16 protein-coding genes, 2 tRNA genes and 1 pseudogene are annotated in these 19,027 nt (G+C 35.4%); 6 read left to right on the top strand and 13 right to left on the bottom strand.

Annotated features, from left to right (window positions below; all coding sequences use genetic code 11):
• The first annotated feature begins 174 nt into the window (after nucleotides 1-174).
• Both prmA and ACPF63_RS16025 read left to right on the top strand, forming a co-directional pair.
• A complete protein-coding gene (gene prmA, locus ACPF63_RS16030) occupies nucleotides 175-1,002 on the top strand; it encodes a 50S ribosomal protein L11 methyltransferase (protein ID WP_426480589.1) in 828 nt (275 codons plus the stop codon).
• Nucleotides 1,003-1,025: 23 nt separating this feature from the next.
• The gene (locus tag ACPF63_RS16025) at nucleotides 1,026-1,865 is read left to right on the top strand and encodes an SH3 domain-containing protein (RefSeq protein WP_426480588.1); all 840 of its coding nucleotides are present in this window, start codon (nucleotides 1,026-1,028) and stop codon (nucleotides 1,863-1,865) included.
• 377 nt (nucleotides 1,866-2,242) lie between these two features.
• Here ACPF63_RS16025 and ACPF63_RS16020 read toward each other — a convergent pair whose 3' ends face one another.
• From ACPF63_RS16020 to ACPF63_RS15975, 10 genes and pseudogenes are all read right to left on the bottom strand, one after another.
• On the bottom strand, nucleotides 2,243-2,794 hold the full coding sequence (locus ACPF63_RS16020; protein WP_426480587.1) for a cysteine hydrolase family protein: 552 nt from the start codon (nucleotides 2,792-2,794) through the stop codon (nucleotides 2,243-2,245).
• A gap of 5 nt (nucleotides 2,795-2,799) precedes the next feature.
• Entirely contained in the window at nucleotides 2,800-4,080 is a 1,281-nt protein-coding gene (locus tag ACPF63_RS16015) for an MFS transporter (RefSeq protein ID WP_426480586.1), read from the bottom strand.
• Between the two features lie 63 nt (nucleotides 4,081-4,143).
• Nucleotides 4,144-4,743, bottom strand: a complete 600-nt coding sequence (locus tag ACPF63_RS16010; protein WP_180565285.1) for a TetR/AcrR family transcriptional regulator — start codon at nucleotides 4,741-4,743, stop codon at nucleotides 4,144-4,146.
• Nucleotides 4,744-5,022: 279 nt separating this feature from the next.
• Nucleotides 5,023-5,661: an NAD(P)H-binding protein gene (locus ACPF63_RS16005; protein WP_426480585.1), complete on the bottom strand. Its 639-nt coding sequence runs from the start codon at nucleotides 5,659-5,661 to the stop codon at nucleotides 5,023-5,025.
• Nucleotides 5,662-5,803: 142 nt separating this feature from the next.
• Entirely contained in the window at nucleotides 5,804-7,270 is a 1,467-nt protein-coding gene (locus ACPF63_RS16000) for a serine hydrolase (RefSeq protein WP_426480584.1), read from the bottom strand.
• A 65-nt stretch (nucleotides 7,271-7,335) separates the two neighbouring features.
• Entirely contained in the window at nucleotides 7,336-8,826 is a 1,491-nt protein-coding gene (locus ACPF63_RS15995) for a serine hydrolase (RefSeq protein WP_426480583.1), read from the bottom strand.
• 100 nt (nucleotides 8,827-8,926) lie between these two features.
• Nucleotides 8,927-9,022, bottom strand: a pseudogene (locus tag ACPF63_RS15990) (helix-turn-helix domain-containing protein); the annotation flags it as partial.
• A gap of 273 nt (nucleotides 9,023-9,295) precedes the next feature.
• Nucleotides 9,296-10,027: a hypothetical protein gene (locus ACPF63_RS15985; protein ID WP_426480582.1), complete on the bottom strand. Its 732-nt coding sequence runs from the start codon at nucleotides 10,025-10,027 to the stop codon at nucleotides 9,296-9,298.
• A gap of 336 nt (nucleotides 10,028-10,363) precedes the next feature.
• On the bottom strand, nucleotides 10,364-10,966 hold the full coding sequence (locus ACPF63_RS15980; RefSeq protein ID WP_426480581.1) for an NAD(P)H-dependent oxidoreductase: 603 nt from the start codon (nucleotides 10,964-10,966) through the stop codon (nucleotides 10,364-10,366).
• A gap of 473 nt (nucleotides 10,967-11,439) precedes the next feature.
• Complete coding sequence (locus ACPF63_RS15975) at nucleotides 11,440-11,826, bottom strand: winged helix-turn-helix transcriptional regulator (RefSeq protein ID WP_426480580.1); 387 nt, start codon at nucleotides 11,824-11,826, stop codon at nucleotides 11,440-11,442.
• A 110-nt stretch (nucleotides 11,827-11,936) separates the two neighbouring features.
• Between ACPF63_RS15975 and ACPF63_RS15970 the strand changes: the two genes are divergently transcribed.
• Complete coding sequence (locus tag ACPF63_RS15970) at nucleotides 11,937-12,929, top strand: YhdH/YhfP family quinone oxidoreductase (protein WP_426480579.1); 993 nt, start codon at nucleotides 11,937-11,939, stop codon at nucleotides 12,927-12,929.
• A 67-nt stretch (nucleotides 12,930-12,996) separates the two neighbouring features.
• On the opposite strand, the gene ACPF63_RS15965 is transcribed toward ACPF63_RS15970, so the two are convergent.
• Nucleotides 12,997-13,401 (bottom strand): winged helix-turn-helix transcriptional regulator, encoded by a 405-nt coding sequence (locus ACPF63_RS15965; protein ID WP_426480578.1) that lies wholly within the window; start codon nucleotides 13,399-13,401, stop codon nucleotides 12,997-12,999.
• Between the two features lie 258 nt (nucleotides 13,402-13,659).
• Between ACPF63_RS15965 and ACPF63_RS15960 the strand changes: the two genes are divergently transcribed.
• A complete protein-coding gene (locus ACPF63_RS15960) occupies nucleotides 13,660-14,595 on the top strand; it encodes an aromatic alcohol reductase (RefSeq protein WP_426480577.1) in 936 nt (311 codons plus the stop codon).
• A gap of 358 nt (nucleotides 14,596-14,953) precedes the next feature.
• Nucleotides 14,954-16,531, top strand: a complete 1,578-nt coding sequence (locus ACPF63_RS15955) for a recombinase family protein (RefSeq protein WP_426480576.1) — start codon at nucleotides 14,954-14,956, stop codon at nucleotides 16,529-16,531.
• 424 nt (nucleotides 16,532-16,955) lie between these two features.
• Here ACPF63_RS15955 and ACPF63_RS15950 read toward each other — a convergent pair.
• A tRNA-Arg gene (locus ACPF63_RS15950) sits at nucleotides 16,956-17,029 on the bottom strand.
• A 32-nt stretch (nucleotides 17,030-17,061) separates the two neighbouring features.
• Nucleotides 17,062-17,136 (bottom strand) — tRNA-Pro (locus tag ACPF63_RS15945).
• A 561-nt stretch (nucleotides 17,137-17,697) separates the two neighbouring features.
• On the opposite strand from ACPF63_RS15945, the gene ACPF63_RS15940 reads away from it, so the two are divergent.
• Nucleotides 17,698-19,026: a T9SS type A sorting domain-containing protein gene (locus tag ACPF63_RS15940; RefSeq protein ID WP_426480575.1), complete on the top strand. Its 1,329-nt coding sequence runs from the start codon at nucleotides 17,698-17,700 to the stop codon at nucleotides 19,024-19,026.
• Nucleotide 19,027 lies beyond the last annotated feature (1 nt).

The raw sequence follows: 19,027 nt of genomic DNA, 5'->3' as shown, positions 1-19,027 counted from the left end.
CTCTTTTTACGTTTCCATTTTATGCCTTAGTCAAAACTTACAATTTCCCTGCAATTCAAAAAATCTGTATCATCTGCGGGATAAAAAACATAAAAATCTCCGGTTTCAGCCAAAAATTACGCTATCGTTTTTTTAACCGTAATAACATTAGTATTTTTGCAGCAAATTAGTCACATGCAAAATTATTTAGAATTCAATTTCAAAATTTCTCCATTGCAGCCTTGGAATGAAATTTTAATGGCGGAACTTATAGAAATAGGTTTTGACAGCTTTACAGAAGAAATTGACGGAATTTTAGGATATATCCAGACAGAATTGTTTCAGGAAGAGCAGTTGAAAGCACTTCCGATTTTTGAAAATGAAAACGTAAAAATCGAATATTCTTTCGAAGAAATGCCTAATATCAACTGGAATGAAGAATGGGAAAAGAATTTCTCTCCAATCAATATTGATGATAAAGTATTGATCAGAGCCGAATTCCATGAATCGGTATCTGGAATGCATGAAATTATCATTCAGCCTAAAATGTCTTTCGGAACAGGACATCACCCTACCACCCACCTGATGATCCAGCAAATGATGGATATTGACTTCCATGGTAAAAAGGTATTGGATATGGGATGTGGAACTTCTGTTCTGGCAATCTATGCGAAACAGCAGGGAGCAGGAGATACAAAAGCGATCGATATTGATGAATGGTCGGTAGAAAACTCAAAAGAAAATGCAGTAAGAAACAGTGTTGAATTAGATATTGAACAGGGAACTGCTGAAAATTTAGGAAAAGAAAATTTTGATGTTATTTTAGCCAATATCAACAGAAATATCCTTATTTCAGATATCCCGACTTATGTTTCAGTATTGAATGACGGTGGAAAACTATTACTTTCAGGACTGTGTTTCTTTGACGTAGATGATATTCTTGAAGTATGTAAAGAAAGCGGACTGGAACTGAAAAAACAGCTACAGCGTGAAGAATGGGTAAGTCTTCTGCTTGAAAAATAACACACAAAAAACAAAATACGAATATGAAAACTTTATGGACAGCTTTATTTTTACTGATGCTGCAGTTTTTTACAGCGCAGGAAAATGAAGTATATGCAGATGGAATCTTTGGTTTTGAAGAAAATAAGACGCAAAAAATCTTTACAGACTGGACCCGCGTGAGGCTGTATCCAGGAGTCAATACTCAGATGGTAGACTCATTGCAGACCAATCAGCAGGTGATGATTCTTAAAAAAGAAGAAACTGTCCTGAAATTGGGAGAAAGAGCGGCCAATTGGTATAAAATCTCTTATCAGAAAGGAGAGAATATATTGGAAGGATATATCTGGGGTGGTAATCTTTGTGTAGGGTACCGTAATAAAAACGGATATGATTTTCTCTTTGGACTTTCCAAAACGATTGACAGGAAGAATAAAGAATCCAATGAGACCGAAAAACAGAACATTGCCGGAATAAAAGTAATGGAAGGAAATACACTCATTGATGAGGTATATTTTGATACAGGAAGAGGAGAGGAGTTGAGTTCAGCGGCATTCAATATAGAAAGCAGTCACAAATTGCAGAACGTTGAATTTACCCTGAAAGCAATGGTTTCCGGAGAAGCCTGCGGAATCGCAAGCTATGATCAGTATGTTCTTTTTAAGGATAAAAAACTGATTACCCTTCCACAATTAATGAATGTAGGTGATGCCGGAGCTTTTTATCACAGTGAAGAATATGTTTTTCCTAATGATAAAGGAGGAATTTCCAACGCATTTATCCTAAAAGTGGAAGACATGGAAGTGGATGAGAAAGACAGAGAGAAGAAGAAAAGCTCTTCTAAAACTTATCTTTGGAACGGAAGTTCTTATAAGTTAAAATAATACTATTTCCTTAAAATAAATTAAACCGTTGTAGCAGCAGCGGTTTTTTTATTGTATAAAAAGGGTATAAAAAATAGGACTGGAACAAACCAATCCTACCCAAACATGATTAAGTGTATAGTTGAGCCATAAATAGCTATAAGGAATTAAGCACAAAAAGATTTTTATTGATCCTTAATCAATGTTTCCTTGATACTAATTAAAACTAACTAAGTGACCTTTCGGCTACGTTTACCATGTAAAAGTAATACGTCTTCCCATCTCTCAAATTAAAAGATAAACTGATTCAGCAAAATAGATAGGTGAAACGGAATTTTCAGCAAATGAAACGTATTTTGAAGATTTATAATGTTCCCGTTGTACTAATTCATTCCTTACTATGTCCAGTCGTTTACTTTAATGACATCAGCCTGTCTTGGGAAAACTTTTCTCATCAGCACATGATGTACTTCTTCATCTCCGTCTTTACAGCAATCTTCAATCACTGTGAGTTTGTAATCTTTATCTGAGGCTTCTCTCACTGTAGATAAAACAACACCGCTTGTAGATACTCCTGTCAGTACCAAATGTTGAATATTCTGACCACGCAGAACTACTTCAAGATCACTTCCTGTAAAAGCACTGAACCTTCTTTTGGTAATAACAATGTCCTCCTCTTCAGGGCTAAGCTCAGGATGAATAGCGACCCATTCTTTCATATTGACATCTGCCATATGTTGTTTAATTCCTGAAAATACTTTGTTATTAGAGTTTATTTCCGGCATTCCCTGTCTGAACCCTACTGTGATATAAATAACCGGAATTTGGCGATTTCTGGCGGCTTTAATGACCTTGTTGACATTAGATATCAATTCTTGTGTGTCAGGTAAGTTGCTTAATATTGATGACTGCATGTCCATCACCAATAATGCTGTTTTTATGTTTTCCATTTTAATTACACTTTATTAATAAATTGTTCCTCAGATTCTTCTAAAAGTTGGTTGTTCACTGCTTTTGTCTTATTATTTTTAAATAGTAAGCGTCTGAAGACAACAGCAACTAAAACTCCCGCAATTCCTTCCAGTAATAAGGTTTTGGGTGCTCCTATTTTTTCCGAGATAAACCCAATAAGTACACTTCCCAAAGGCAGCATCCCGAATATGGCGGTTAGCAAAATACTGATCGCTCTTGAGCGCATCTCAGGGATCACCTCAGACTGGACAATAATATTACAGGTGGTAAATTGCGCGACACCACCCAATCCTGTGAGCGCTGCAAAGAACATAGACCAATAGAAATTGGCGGCATATGAAAAGCATATCAATCCAATACTCAGAATAACTGTACTCAGGATGAGAATATTCCTCATAGATGCTCCTTTCTTCAGAGAAGCCAGAAATACTGTTCCGAGAACCGCCCCAATCCCAATGAAACTGGAAATATAACCGAATGTCTTAGCATCACCTTTGAAGATTTCCTTTGCATAAACAGGAATTAACGTATCGTAAGGTAAAATCAGCAAACCTGTAATACTCAGCATAATAATAACCAGACTGATGGATGGTTCTTTTTTCAGATACCTGAAACCCTCAGCCAATTCTGTGAAAGTTCCTTTTTTAGTTGTTTTTTTCGGAATGATCTTTATTTTCATCAAAGAAATCGAAAGCATTACCGCTGCAAAACTGGCTGCGTTGATAAGAAAACATGTTCCCGCTCCGAATTTTTGGAGGATAATTCCGGAAAGGGCAGGGCCCGCCAATTTAGCGATACTTGCCATGGCAGCACTCAGAGAAAGAGCACTTGGAAGGTCTTCATCATCCGTTACCACTTCATTAATCATAGCCTGACGGGCCGGAATGTCATAAGCATTGATAATGCCGAGAAAAATGCTGAGTATAATGAAACTCCATATATTCTGATGTCCCGTCATTACCAGGAAAGCTAGAATAGATGCCTGTATTAATGATAAAATTTGAGTGATCTGTATAATTTTATACCGGTTATACCGATCTGCAGCAACTCCGCCGAATGCTGAAAATAAAAATGAAGGGAATTGTTCTGCAAAAATGGTGAGCCCCAGCATAAAAGCAGACTCTGTCATGCTGTATACAACCCATACTACCGCTGTACGCTGCATCCACGTCCCAAATTGAGAGACAGAACGCCCGAAAAAATACAATGTATAATTGGTGCTTCTGAAAGCCCGGAATGTACTGATATTACTTAGTTTGTTCATTTTTTTTTAAAATAGACTATTTGACAAATAATGTAAAAGTGTCAAAATTTGGATAAAAAATTTTTACCCAATATGTTTAATAACCATAGAGGTTAGAGTGCTTACTGTACTGTTTAAGTTTTCGAAATTGTTTTTTAAACTCATCTCACGCCTTATTCCCCTGATACTGCTCTGTAGAATAAAGATGATGGTTTCCTGTTCTTCAATGGCAACTTCTGGAATTGAACCTTTGATAATGTTTGTTGAAAATAAATTCAACAGGAGATTTTTTTCCGCTTCCATCATTCTGTTGTGAGCATCGGTGATGTGTTTTGACTTCTCTTCATTGTCCATTCCTGCTTCTATAGCTCTGAAAAAAGAAGATCTTTCTTCCGATGTTTTTACTTTAGCAAGACAAAACTCCTGTATTTTTCCTTCGAAAGTTCTTTTCTTCTTCATCTTGGAATCAATCTCAGAAATAACTTCCTTGATCAGATTTTCCAAAACCGCCTGAAATACTTCCTCCCGATTTTTATAATAATAATAAATTGAAGTTCTGCTTTTACCAACTGCTTTTGAAATATCATCCATTGTCACCTTCTTTAAACCATACTTCAAATACAGCCCTGAAGCGGTCTCCAGGATTTGTTGTGAAAGCTGATCTTGTTCTGTGTGAGATGACATTGTCTGAAAATTATCTGAAATAGGAATACAAAAATAAAATATTTTTGACAAAAAAACAAATTTTGTCAAATCGTACAATGCGATAAATCAATTGAGGTAAATTGTATTCGCAATGACTCTTGAATACTTATAATTTTTGATAAGAATAAATACACAAAAGGACTCACTGTTTCCAGTAAGTCTTTTTGTGATGATCTTCAAACTCTTTGGCTGCTGATCTTAATTGGAAATTACGGGTATTTTAGAGTGGTATGGCATTGAACAAGCTTCATATTGAAGTTAATAAAAAGCCGGTTTATCACCATAAACACCAGGTTTATTCACACCCACGCTTGATTTTATATCTTTTTCAGGATGCTCAATAATGTCAGTAATATAGGCTGCTACTGCCATTCTTGCCACTTCTGTACCTATGAATGGTTCGCCTTTTAGGATGGTTGCATAATCTGTTTCATCATTGTTGGTCAGCCAAGACGGACGAACAATCGTATAGTCTAAATCCGATTTTTCGATAATATCAGCTGCTTTTCGGTAAGGAGCTAAATCAGAACCAATCATTCTTTCATTCCACTGACCGAACTTACCAGCCACTTCTTTATAAATGCCCAATGAGGTTACGGATATTAAACGCTTCACATTATTGGCATTCATTGCCGACACAATTTCTCCTGCCATTTTATCTACTGCTCCCGCAAGGTTGGCATAAACAATATCCTGCCCTTTGATTGCTTCGTTCAAATCATTTGTACTGAACACATCGCCTTCAATGATGGTTGCCGATGTTTCAAAATGTTTTATAGGGTCGGCATTTCTTGCAAACAAGGTTAATTCTATATTCTCTTTGGCGGAAAGAAATGTGATAACGTGTTGTGCAATTGCTCCGTTTGCACCTAATACCAATGCTTTTATTGTTTTCATTTTTATGTTTTGCCTTCGTTATAGTATTTATCTGGAAAATACATCGTTTTTTAACCACGCTTTTCCTGTAAAATATTCCTGCTGCGTAGAGACAAACCCCATTGCTTCGATTTCTTTTTCTGTATACGTTGCCTTTTTATTTTCAATGTTTATCCAATTTCAAAAGCATTTCTTTGGCGTTTGTATTTTTAGAATTTAAATCCAAAGATTTCTGATAATTTTGTTTTGATAATTCAAATTGTCCATTATTAAAATAGGCTTCTGCCAAACTGTCGTAAGGATTTCCGGAGTTGGGGAATTCGGAAACATAGAGTTTAAAAAGTTTGATGGAAGAAATTACGTTGCCACTTCTCATCAATTTATAACCTAGCGTATTCAATTCAGATTCATCAGAAAAGTTGTAAGAGTCTGGTTTGCTTTTCTTTAATTCTTTGTAATAAGCGATTCCCGAATCGATGTTTTCAAAACATTTTTTCTCGATTTCTCTTCCTATTAATTTCTTCCCAAACGGTTTCAAATCATCTACCAGATATTGGACAGCATTGTATAAATTCCCATAAGTATTTTCTCCTCCCTGATTTGTAATCACAGAAATCCCAATGTTATAATCTGGGAAAACCCAAAACAGATTCTGTGTTCCAAAAGCTCCGCCGTGTTTTCTGGCATTTCGTCCATTGTGATTTATGGTCACTTCATCCCAAAAATAAGCGTTCCAGTAATTTTTATTGTTGAGCAAATCCCTTTGTGATTCCTGAACAAGCGAATTTTTTTTATCAAGTTCAAATTTTAAAAATGTGGTTAAATCTGTTAGGGTTGATTTCAAATAACTTTGAGAGCCCCAAAGCGAGTATGGCAAAAATGGCATCAAATTGCCATTTCCATCATAACCATTTGCGATGGTTTCATTTTTATTGATATGAAGCGTTGTGTTATTTAATTTTAATGGAATTAAGATATTTTCCTTCAGCAAAGTTTCGTAACTTTTACCATAAACATTTTCAAGAATATGTGCTGTCAGTTGTAAAGTTCCATTATTATAATTATAAACTGTCCCTGGCAAAGTCTCCACTTTTATTGATTTTAGATCCTTAAAAAACTGTTCTTTTGTATATGCTTTTTCCAATTTTTCAATCTTGAAAGCAGTGCTGTCATTCCTTTCTTTCAACAATTCACTTTTGTCCGGCAAATCTTTGTTGAAACCGGATTTTAATGAAACCAAACCTTTAATCTTTACAGGCGTTCCATTAAATTGAAGATTGGGATAAGAACCTGTGATATATTTTCTAATGTCATCATCCAAACTTACTTTTCCATCCAAAACAGCTTTAGCCATCAATGTTCCGGTAAATAATTTAGTGATGGAAGCGATTTCAAATAAGGTAGAATTATTGGCTTTATTCCCTTTTCCTTTGTCGATTTCGCCGTAATGTTTGGTGTAGGTTTTTCCATCTTTCACGATTCCGATGGAGAAAGAATTCGCTTTTGTCGCTTTTAAAAATATTTCTGCCTGAGCATCCATCGAAGTAAAAATTTGCTTTTCGGTTAGTATTTTTTGTGCAAAAGCATAAAATCCAGAGATGAGCAGGACAATGCAAAGTAGTTTTTTCATTTGGGATATTGATTTCTAATTAATATGACAACTCAGAAAAGTGTTTGTTACATTTCGGGAACGCATTATTTCCCAATTTCCTTTTCAATTTTTAAAAGCATTTCTTTCGCATTATCATTATTGGGATTTAGTTCCAATGTTTTGTGATAATTCTTTTTCGATTCAGGGTAATCTTTTCTTATATAATAAATTTCTCCACGTGTATCATATACATTAAAGGAATTCGGGAATTCTGAGACTGCATAATCAATAACCTTCAATGCAGAATCTGTCTTGTTTTCACCTAAAAATTTATAGGCTAATTTGTTCAGCTCATTTTCAAAACCGTTGAAATTGTAGGAGTCAAACTTATTCTTTTTAATATCTTTTAAATAAAGAATTCCTTCCTCTACCGAGGATGCTTTTATTTTTTTATGCACTTCATAGATGACCAAAGGCTTAGGTAAATTCACTTTGTCATTATAAAGAACCCCGAAAATATCATCAATAACCGCTTCCAATTGTCCACCCCTTTTCCCTGCTCTGGTATTATCCAGCAACACAACATATATTCTATCCTCCGGGATTCTGGCTATATTACAGGAAAACCCATTGATTCCGCCACTATGAGCCATTACTGTAATATCTTTCCCTGAACCTAAAAAATTCTGATGTTTCTCAATATTCAAGCCATAAGCATAATTACCAGTGTGGGGTGTGAAATAGATTTTTTTGTTCTCTTCATTTAATAAAATATTGGTGTACAAAGCATCATCCCATTTCTTCATATCATTCGCTGTACTGTACATTCCGCCGGCAGAAAACACAGCAGTTTTCATATTGATGTAATCTGTTTTTTGGTAGCCATCGTAATCAAAATCATAACCTTGAGCGTAATTTGAAATGATTTCTTTCGGGTTTTCAATGCCTGTGTTTTTCATTCCAATCACATCAAATATTCTTTCCTTGAGAACTTCTTCATAAGGCTTTCCGGTAATTTCTTCGATAATCAAACCGAGTAAATAATAGCCTGTGTTACAATAGTTCTGTTTAGTTCCTGGTTCGAATCCCAGATTATCTTTGAAATATTTGACCGCAAAGTCTTTGTTGGATAAGTTTTCGAAAACCATTTTTGTTTTAAAATCAGGGAAATCAGTGTAATTGGGCAATCCTGAAGTATGGGTCAGAAGATGCTGAATGGTAATTCTATCCCCGACAGATTTGTTATACCAAGGTAAATACTGGCTTATTTTATCATCAAGGTTAATCTTTCCTTCTTGTTTGAGCTGCATAATCAGGATTCCCGTGAACTGTTTTGTAATGGAGCCTATTCTGAATTTAGTATCAGAAGCAGCAGCAATATTCCAGCTCATATCGGCTTTTCCATAATTTTTCTTTAGAATGATCTTGCCATTTTGAGCAACCAGCGCACTTCCGTTAAAAAGATCAAATTGATGATATTTTTCAAGGATCAAATTTATTTTTTCAACTTTTCCCTGTTCTGATTTTCGGATGTTTTGTTGGCAAAAGCCACTAATTGATAAAAGCAGAGAACAGACAAACAAGATAGGTTTCATATATGATTGATTTTTTAAAATTTCCGCAAAGATGCTCCGAACTGTCTTCATATACGACCGATTAAAAAAAGTCGAACGCATTTTCCGGATAAAATTCGTGTTAGAATGAATTTTTTCTAAAATCTGTTGGTGTTTTTCCTGTATATTTTTTGAAAGACGTATTGAATGATGATTTAGAATTAAAACCAACTTGATAATCAAATTAAATTTTATATAAAAAAATGTCAGCTTGAAAGGGTTAAACTGAGTACTAAACATTAAGAATAATTTATGTATCTCCTGCGTTTATTTATGAAGTAGAGAGTGCAACATCTTTCTTAATTCTGTCTTATTAATGATTCAAGCTTATCATTATAAATTTTAAAATTATCAGGATTATTACTTATTTTAAATAGGTCAATGAGAAACTGATACATCTTTACAACATGTGTATTTTTTATTACTTGCGATTCCAGAATTTCCACACATCTTAAGCAGATATTTTCTGAATGCGGTCCTTTATTATTTGCGCCAGTGCAACCGCATTTTCATGTGTCTGTTTTGAATTGTCACCAACAAAGTTGATGTCCATCCATGATGAACTGTCCTGAGCAATGGGAATATTTATGGGGATGTTGTAGGCTGCGAAAAATCCGGGATAATCGATGAGATAGTCTGTGTTAATTCCTTGGGTTGGATGTTTGGAATTCAAACCCGAAAGAAAGCTAAAAAATAGCTGTGCGTATTTAGAGCCACAGATCACCGATAAATTTATCTCGTTGGAATTTATAATGCCATTAATATTAACATCATAAGGACGGTTATTGATGAGACCGCGCATAGGATGGAAGTCCCTAAAATCATTGTTACTTGAGGTATTTTTAAAGATTAGCTGTGGCTCCAGAAACTGGACTCCGCGAAATTGAGTCTGTTTTCCGTTGTAGTTTTGTGGAGTATAAGGACGGTACTTACTATCCAGTACATCAATTTCACTATACGCTGTGTTGGCACTTATCTGGAACTCAAAACCTGTTCCGGATTTTGTGGGATATTCGAATATAAGCTTTTTATGACCGAACAGAACACCATTCCAAAAATACAGTTCGTTGTCATATTTATCGTTATAGAGCTTTTCTAGGATACCCTTGCTTACTTGCTGTTTCAAGGTCTTGGGAACTTCTGTGGGAGACTCTGAGTGTATTGTCCAAGGCCAAATAGGCATATTTTTTATCAAAATAAAGTGAAAGGTACAGAGCATTATGAACGGATGCATCACCAATCTGGCTTTTGCCATCATTGATCAATTTATTTTTTGGTTTAAATTGAAAAATTATGCTTTTAAAAATTCCGGTTTTTGGAGAAGATTATAAGGTAACTTAAAAACGGAAGTTATTAATAACAAGGTTATTTTAGACTAGAATAGTGAATGTTTCTACTTCTGAATTCAAGTTTTTATTATTAAAATAACGTGAATTCGATGTGCATATTTTAAAAATCTGCGGCTACATCTTCCGGAGATGATGTGAAGCCGCTAATCGGGTGATAGGCAGACGATTACCTAAATCTTAAATACTTTCTCCAGGTGAGCAGGATACTCCTCCAAAACAGCTTCATTATTTCCTCCCTTATAGATGTTGAAGCAGTTATGATCAGGTACGATTTCCACTCCGCAGAATCTGTAGTTGCTGGTGATGTGAATCAATGCATCTTCCGTACTTCTGCCTCTGTATAGATATTGCCCGGGATCGTCAAAACTTTCCTTCGGAGCATTCCATGTACAGCTGACCATAAATTTCTTGGCTGTCATTTTTCCGCCTGTTCCGTACTGCGCATCTGGATTCTCACGGGTTCTGCCATCGCTTTTCAGGAAGGTTTCGTTGTGAAATCCGCCATTGAAGACCTCATCGACATATTTCTTGTAGATCCAGGGCGCACCGAACCAGTTGATAGGGGTCTGCAGGATGATGAAATCTGCTTCAAGATGCTTTTCTACCTCTTCTTCCACATTATAACCCTCTTCGACCTTTGTTTCCAAAACTTCAAAACCTTTTGAAAGGAAAAATGACTTGGCCTTCTGTTGAAATGCTGCATTCAATTGACCTTCAGACCAATTCGGATAGGTTAAATGGGTGTTGATCAACAATACTTTCTTATTATTCATGTTGTTTATAATATTTAAAATTACATTTTCGTTCTGTTGGCAAAGGTCTTGGTTTTTACTTAATCCCATCTTAATCTATGATAAGAAATTATATCAATAAGGAACCGGAGGTTTTATTTTCTCAGCCTGAAGACGACCTTATTGATGATTGACCTCAAAAAGGATTTGGATATGGGGATGAGTGAGATTTCCTATACGGTAGGCTATTAAAGTTTAACAGCCTTTAGTAATACCTTTTTGCAGCTGACCGATCTGAGACCAACAGAGTTCAAGGCGACCATCTGAGGATGGCTGTGTGAAAGGTAAGTAAATGATTTGAAAATCAGGACTATATAAAATCGTCTTATGATCTGGGAGATACCGGTAAAAATGCCGCCAGAAATTTATTCCGTGGCAATTTTTAGTTATACGTACTGAAATGCAGGTTAAGGTATCTGGAAAGCAGGTAAGCGCACCAGTTGCATAAAAGATGGCTATGGAAAGGAATTTACGTCCGTTGCCAAATACCTTTTTAGCTCTTTTTCATTATCTCCCTTTAGATGTTGGAGATGCATATACCCCCATTTACGCATTTCCCGAACGATGGGATAAATACTTTCCCCGTATTCTGTCAAATAATATTCGACCCTCAGGGGAACTTCATTAAAAACCTTGCGGGTAATAATGCCATCGCTTTCCAGTTCTTTCAATTGTTTGGCGATTGTCCGCTCGCTGATGGTGGGGAGTGTTTTTTTCATCTCAGTAAAGCGGTTCCTTTTTTTCTTGATCAGGACAATAATAGTTGTTTTGCATTTTCCTTTGATGACCTGCAGGAAAACATCCGATGGGCAGACCGTTTCAGTTTTTTCTATCTCTGGCATAACTTTATCGTCTGGTAATCAATAAACTAAACTTTTATGCAGTATATGTATTTTTTGTAAGTTATTGTTTATTAATAATTTAATTATCAAATTTACTAAAAATAATTCTTATGAGCAGAACATTCAGAGCCTTGATGGTGAGAGAAAGTGAAGGTGTTTACAATACCGCTGTTGAAGAGGTAACATTCGGCGAACTCAACGAAAATGATGTATTGATAGAAGTGGAATATTCATCCGTGAATTATAAAGATGCTTTGTCTGCTTCCGGAAACAAGGGGGTAACGAGAAAATTTCCTCATATACCGGGAATCGATGCAGCCGGAAAAGTGGTTTCTTCAAAGTCAGGCTTCTTCATAGAGGGAGAGTCTGTTATTGTCACGGGATATGACCTTGGGATGAATACCTGGGGTGGCTTCGGACAATATATTAGTGTTCCTGCCGGGTGGGTCATCAGATTGCCTCAGGGATTAACGTCGTTTGAAGCAATGTGTTACGGTACTGCGGGTTTAACCGCTGGTATTTCCGTATTTAACCTGATTAAATCAGGACTAACTCCGGATAAGGGGAAAATCGTAGTGAGCGGTGCTACGGGAGGTGTAGGCAGTATCTCTACCGCTATCCTTTCAAAAATCGGATATGATGTAGTTGCAATCTCCGGAAAGAACAATAATGATTATATACAGAATACACTGGGAGCATCAGAAGTGATTTCCAGGGAAGAGTTTACCTCAAAATATGATGCACGGGCAATGTCAGCCACCGATTTCGTAGGAGGTATCGATTGCGTTGGCGGAAACATACTGTCTGGAATGATAAAGTCTCTCAAATACGGAGGTGCAATAACTTGTTGCGGCAATGTGGCATCCGGGGACTTGGCTACAAGCATTTATCCCTTTATTTTGAGAGGGGTCAGATTGATTGGCATAGATTCCGTGGAGCAGCCATTATCATTTAAAGAGGAAATATGGAGCTTTCTTGCCGATGATTTCAAACCGGATTTTTTATCAGAAATGGTACAGGTCATTTCAATTGACAATCTGCCGGAGGCACTGAAGATAATCCTTAAAGGAAGTGCTGAAAAGCGTTTTGTAGTAAAACATTAACTGATAAAATCCTCATAGGCTAATACATTAAAGTTTACTTTGTTTCAGAAATTTCGATTCGCTTAGTCTACTTCGTGTAGTTTTCTCTTGCCTGGTTTAGCTCATTGCTGTTACGGGCAATCCATAACCAAAGTGGAGTAACCTGCACCAATAAGCCACGACCTAAAGTTGTTAATTCGTATTCTACTTTTGGCGGAACTTCGGGATGGACGGTCCTTAAAATGAGACCGTCTCTCTCCAGTTCGCGCAGGCATTTGGTCAACATCCGTTGACTGATACCCTTAATGTGGTTCTCCAGGTTTGTAAAACGCATTTTACCATCTATTCCCAACGCGTGAATGACAAAGAGTGACCATTTGTTGCCGACATGATTTAGTACATCATGTTTGAGCTGATCCTGTTCTTTGTTCAGTACCTTGCAAATGTCGTCCCAGGCGTTTACGATTTCTTCGTCCGTCATCAGTCTTTCCATAAAGTATATTTAATGCTAATAAAGATAGATTTTTCTAATGAAAAAACTTTTGCCAAAAGGAACTTTATAATAAAGATGCATTTAGAAAATAAAATTTGACCTTCATTTAAAATTAATGTGACTAAAACTCAAAAAACTAACATCGATGTAAGTAGCTCACAATGAGGTGTCTTATTGTTTTTGGGATTTGAAGGTGGTAATTTTGCATATGAAAAAGAATTCATTAGGATAATGGATTCATATTTTAATTATTTTAATATGGAAAATACATCAGTTTTAATTTTGGGTGCAGGTGAGTTAGGTATGCCTGTTATCCGAAATATATCAAAAAAGGCTAAAAACTATAATAACGTCACAGTAACCGTACTGCTGAGAGAAGCAACGATCAACTCTGAAGATCCGGATAAGAAAAAGAATGTTACAGAGATCCGGAAATTGGGTGTGGAATTGCTCGCAGGTGATCTGTCCGCTCCCTCTTCTGAGCTTATTGATATTTTCAGAAATTACGACGCTATTGTTTCATGTACAGGTTATGGTACAGGCGCTGGAGGTTTTCAGCTGAAGTTGGCCAATGCAGTTATTGAAGCCGGCGTCAAAAGATATTTTCCCTGGCAGTTCGGAGTGGACTTTGAAGTGATAGGGCGGGGAAGTGCGCAGGATCTTTTTGATGAGCAGCTTGATGTAAGAGAGATTTTGAGATCACAAAGTGTCACAAAATGGGTTATTATTTCCACAGGTATGTTTACCAGTTATCTTTTTGAACCGTTCTTCGGCATTTTAGATCTGGAAAATAGATCGGTCAATGCCATTGGCGGATGGGATACGGCAGTTACATTGACCACACCGGATGATATTGGGCGGCTTACCGCTGAGATTTTCTTTACAGAACCACAGATGGAAAATGAGATCGTGTATATCGCCGGTGATACGATTACCTACCGAGATCTGGCTGATATCGCAGAATCATTATCAGGGCGGAAGTATTTGCGTACGCTTTCTGATATGGAAGAGATTACAAATGATCTTAAAAATGATCCATCCAATTTCGTTAAAAAGTACCGTTCTATATTCGGAGCTGGAAGAGGTGTTTCCTGGCCGCTGGAGAATACCTTCAATGGCAAGAAAGGAATTCCGACAACCTCCGCTAAACAATGGGCAAAAGATAATATTGACTGGGAATCTTACAGTAGATAGTAATCAGAGTATAGATGATCAAATAATCATAATTAAAGAAAGATGACCGAAAAGGGACGATACGTACTTTTTTCGGTCATTTATTTTTATGCTGTATCGTAATAAATGCAAAGTTACATTATTGATTCACTGAAACTCATAAATGGCTGATTCCAACTTTCACTGGAGTTGTATAGATTAAAATCTCCTTAAAAAAATCCCTGGTGCCGAAATCTAAGCATATCCGAAGCAGTCTTTTCAAAATAGCATAAAAGCCATTTTGTAAAAACATGTATATAAACTCGTCAAATAAATTGTTCTATTTTTCGTTTGAATATAAAGTAGCTTTAACTAAAGTACTTTAATTAATACCTACACCATGCAAGCCGTTTATCTGTACATACGAGTCAGTACTGATGAACAGGCTGTAAAAGGATATTCCCAACGCAGCCAGTTGGATCGACTTGTGCATTATTGTAAAGATCACAATCTTATTGTTACCAAAACTATTTTCGAAGACTATTCTGCAAAAACATTTAACCGACCGGAGTGGAACAAGCTGTTCGCTGAACTTAAGCTCATTAAGAACCAATCTTCACTTATTCTCTTTACTTATTGGGATCGATTCAGCCGCAATATTATGGACGCTTACAAGATGTTAGAAAGATTGCAGAATATGAAAGTCTCCATTCAGGCAATTGAACAGCAGATAGACTTCTCAATCCCGGAAAGTAAAATTATGTTGGCAATGTATTGGGCTACTTCTGAAGTAGAAAACGATAAAAGAAGCCGTAATGTACGTTTGGGAATGCAAAAAGCAAGACTGGAAGGAAGATGGATCAATAAAGCTCCTCTAGGATATAGAAATAAAATCACATCTGATGGGAAAAAATATATAGCCATCTACGAACCGGAAGCATGTATTATCCGTGAGGCTTTTACAGCTATAGTGAGACAAAATAAATATTGTTTAACTGAAATATACAAGGATGCGGTATCAAATGGGCTTAATTGTAGTAGAAGTGCTTTTTACCGGCTGGTAAGAAATCCTATTTATTGTGGTAAAATAAAAATTCCCGCATTTGAAGGTAAACCTGGAAAAATTGTTGAAGGTACTCATGATCGTCTTATACCTGTCGTTTTATTTGATCAGGTTCAAAGAATAATAAAAGACGCAGATTTAAACCATCCTATGAAACTAACTTCAAAAAGGATAGTCAATGAAAATTTAATTTTTAGAGGTGTCCTACAATGTCCTAATTGTGGAAATACACTTACAGGAAGTGGGTCGCAGGGACATACTAAAAAATATTATTATTATCACTGTATGGGACGTTGTTCGTATCGGGTAAGAGCCGACCTTATCAATTTGAGTTTTCTTTCATTCCTTAAGAAGAATAGAGTGGTAGAACCATTTTTAGAACTTGCCAATAGTATCTCAAAGGAAATTTACGGTGAAGAACATCATGATTATATTCAGAAAAAAGAGGAGATAAAGAAAGAAATGGAAAAATTGATTGATAGGGGATTCAATGCACAAAAGCTATTTTCAAATGGGAATATTGACTATGATGATTATATACTAATAAGAAGTCGTTGTCAAGAATCTTTAAAAGATAATACTGATAAATTGAGACAGCAGGCTTTAAAAATAGTGGCTGAAAAACATACAGAAAAGGGAACTGATTACATAATTAACCACTTAGGGGAGTTTTATGAAAATTCAGATACTATAACCAAACAGAGAATTATCAGGTTGTTTTTTCCAGAGAAAGTTAAAGTAATAGAAGGGAATATTGAAAAAATGCTATCAGAAAGTGTTAAGACTATATTTGGATTAACTGCTTTAGCTTCGAAAATAAAAGAAATCCATGGTCAGCAGACAGAGCAAGCAATAGTTGAATTTTTTAAAGAATTATATTTTTTAGGGTATGAACAAAACTTAAAAAATATCTAAAAATTGATTGATTAGTTTTTGATTTTTCAGAGTAAAGCTGATTTATTAAATTATATTTATATAAAATACTGGAAAACAGTGTTTTGAATGATTTTTGAAGTGTTCGAAATCCTGTACAGATAACTTGATGGTCATGTCTTTTCGAACTTTTTGTTCTACATAAAAAGAACGCTTTAGGTATTTAATTGATTTTCAGTTGTTTAATTTTTAGATAAGGTTCGAGTCCTGTCAGGTTCGTGACAATAATATGGAGCTTTAATCGAAAAATCGACTAAAAAAGATGAAATATTGGTTTTTTAAGAAAAAATTTTTGCTTTAGAAAATAAGGTAAAAGGGTGAAAAATACTCTAAATAAACTGAATTACAAGTATTTATAAATAAAATGACACCATTTGGCCTAAATTGTCCTAATGGTGTCATTAAGTGAGCGCGAAAGGATTCGAACCTTTGACCGTCTGCTTAGAAGGCAGATGCTCTATCCAGCTGAGCTACGCACCCATTAAGTAATTTTGAGAAAACTACTAAAACAGTCGGGGCGGCAGGATTCGAACCTGCGACCTCCTGGTCCCAAACCAGGCGCGATGACCGGACTACGCTACGCCCCGAGGGTGTCATCAGTAACGATATTTACTTCGTTTTTGCGGTTGCAAAGGTATAATATTTTTTCAAATAAAAAAATAAAATGAAGAATAATTTTCAATTAAATTTTTGTGAATGGGATTTTATAAACTTTACATGATTAATAACCATTGACTTATCGTATTTGAAAAAAGATGAAAAAATTTCATTTTTTTTTTACTTTTTTATTTGAACCCGCTTGTTCATGGTTTCTGCTTTAATAAATGATTTCATTGATCATTCAGTCAAATGAAAGAATTATAGGTTTCTGTCATTGTTAAAAATTGTTAAAAAAAAACTTGTGGTATCTGTTTCTTTTATAAATTTGCAAAAAAAAATTAATACCATAATAATACTATGAAGAAATCAGCCATTTCCATCTCTATCTACTATTATATTCTGAATTTTTAAGATAGTTTTCTTTTTTCGGTTAATTTTCAAACTAAACTTCAGTTGGCTATTGCTGACTATTTATTTGGCAAAAAATATCTAATATGTATAACCCTTTTTATTCTAGGGCATTCGCGATAATTTGTTTATCGTGTTCTGTGTCTGTTTATTCTCAACTGGTGGGATCTGATGCCCAATTATGGGAAAAAGCCAATCCAACACTTCGCGAAGTAACAAAGTGCAAAGATGAAAATTTACTCAATTTTCATTGTGGTATCAAGGATAAGCTTTTCAAAAAATATATTAAATACAGTAAAAATAAGAGCCATACTCTTACAGCGGTCCACCGATCGAAGGAAGATGAATTGATATGGGAAAATACTGAAAAAAAGATTTCCTTGGGAAATAACAACTTTAAAACTGGTGGAGAAAAAACTGTTGAAATTAGAAAAAGGCCAAGTATTTTTTCGTTTGTAGCAGTTGCAGATCCGAACCGTGATAAATCTGATAGCTTGAAAATTAAATTTGAAGATCAGAATCTTTATGAGATGATATTTTTTCCAAGAAAAGCAAAATCTTCAGATCTTGGTAAAATACACTCCTATCTCTCTATTAAATACGGAATTTCACTGGAAAAGGGGAAATATTATAGCAGTGATGGAAAGATAATCTGGGATCCGGAAAAACATAAAGAATTTAGATACAAACCTACTGGATTAGGAAGAGACAATGGTAATGAACTCTACCAAAAACAGTCGTCCAACCAGGCTGATCTATTTTTAACAATTGGGAAAAATTCTATTGAAAGAACAAATGTTGAGAATCAATCTGTTTTTGAGAATAATCAGTTTGTTATTTGGTCTGATGATAATAATGAACTGACTTTAAAAAACGATGGTACCTTTGATGTTTTGCAAAAAAACTGGGAAATCAACTTTATAGGTAATAAAGTTCCTAAAACCGATTATAGTGTAAGAATATTGAAAGAAACGGTGAATCCAAGGTCTTTACCTATTGCTTATTGGATGTTCCTGAAAAAACCTGACGGAAGTATTCTGAAAGTTCAAGGATCTGAAGCTGCAAATTATATCATTTTTAATAAAGTTGATTTCCTTAATGATTTTGATAGTGGTGATACAGCTCATTTCACTTTTGCAGTAAGTCCATTGAAAAGTGCTAAGAATGAACAAGCAAATCAAAATCCAGATTCCGGATTATTAATTAACGGGGACTTATCACTGAATCTGACTAAAATTAATCTTTATCCGAATCCAGTTAAAAAAGGACAAACTTTTACAGTTACTTTCCCTCCTATGGAAGGACTTGGAATTTCCATTTATGATGGATCAGGAAGATTGGTCAAATTTGATAATATTGACCGAAAATCAAATCATTACACTGGTCAGTTGGAAGTTCAAAGTGCTTACATTATTAATCTTATTCAAGATAAAAAAATCATAAAAACGTTCAAATTAATCGTTGATTAAA

This window comes from Chryseobacterium sp. R2ACT005, assembly GCF_049949215.1.
Classification (GTDB): domain Bacteria; phylum Bacteroidota; class Bacteroidia; order Flavobacteriales; family Weeksellaceae; genus Chryseobacterium.
This window is presented reverse-complemented; position numbering and strand designations above follow the sequence as displayed.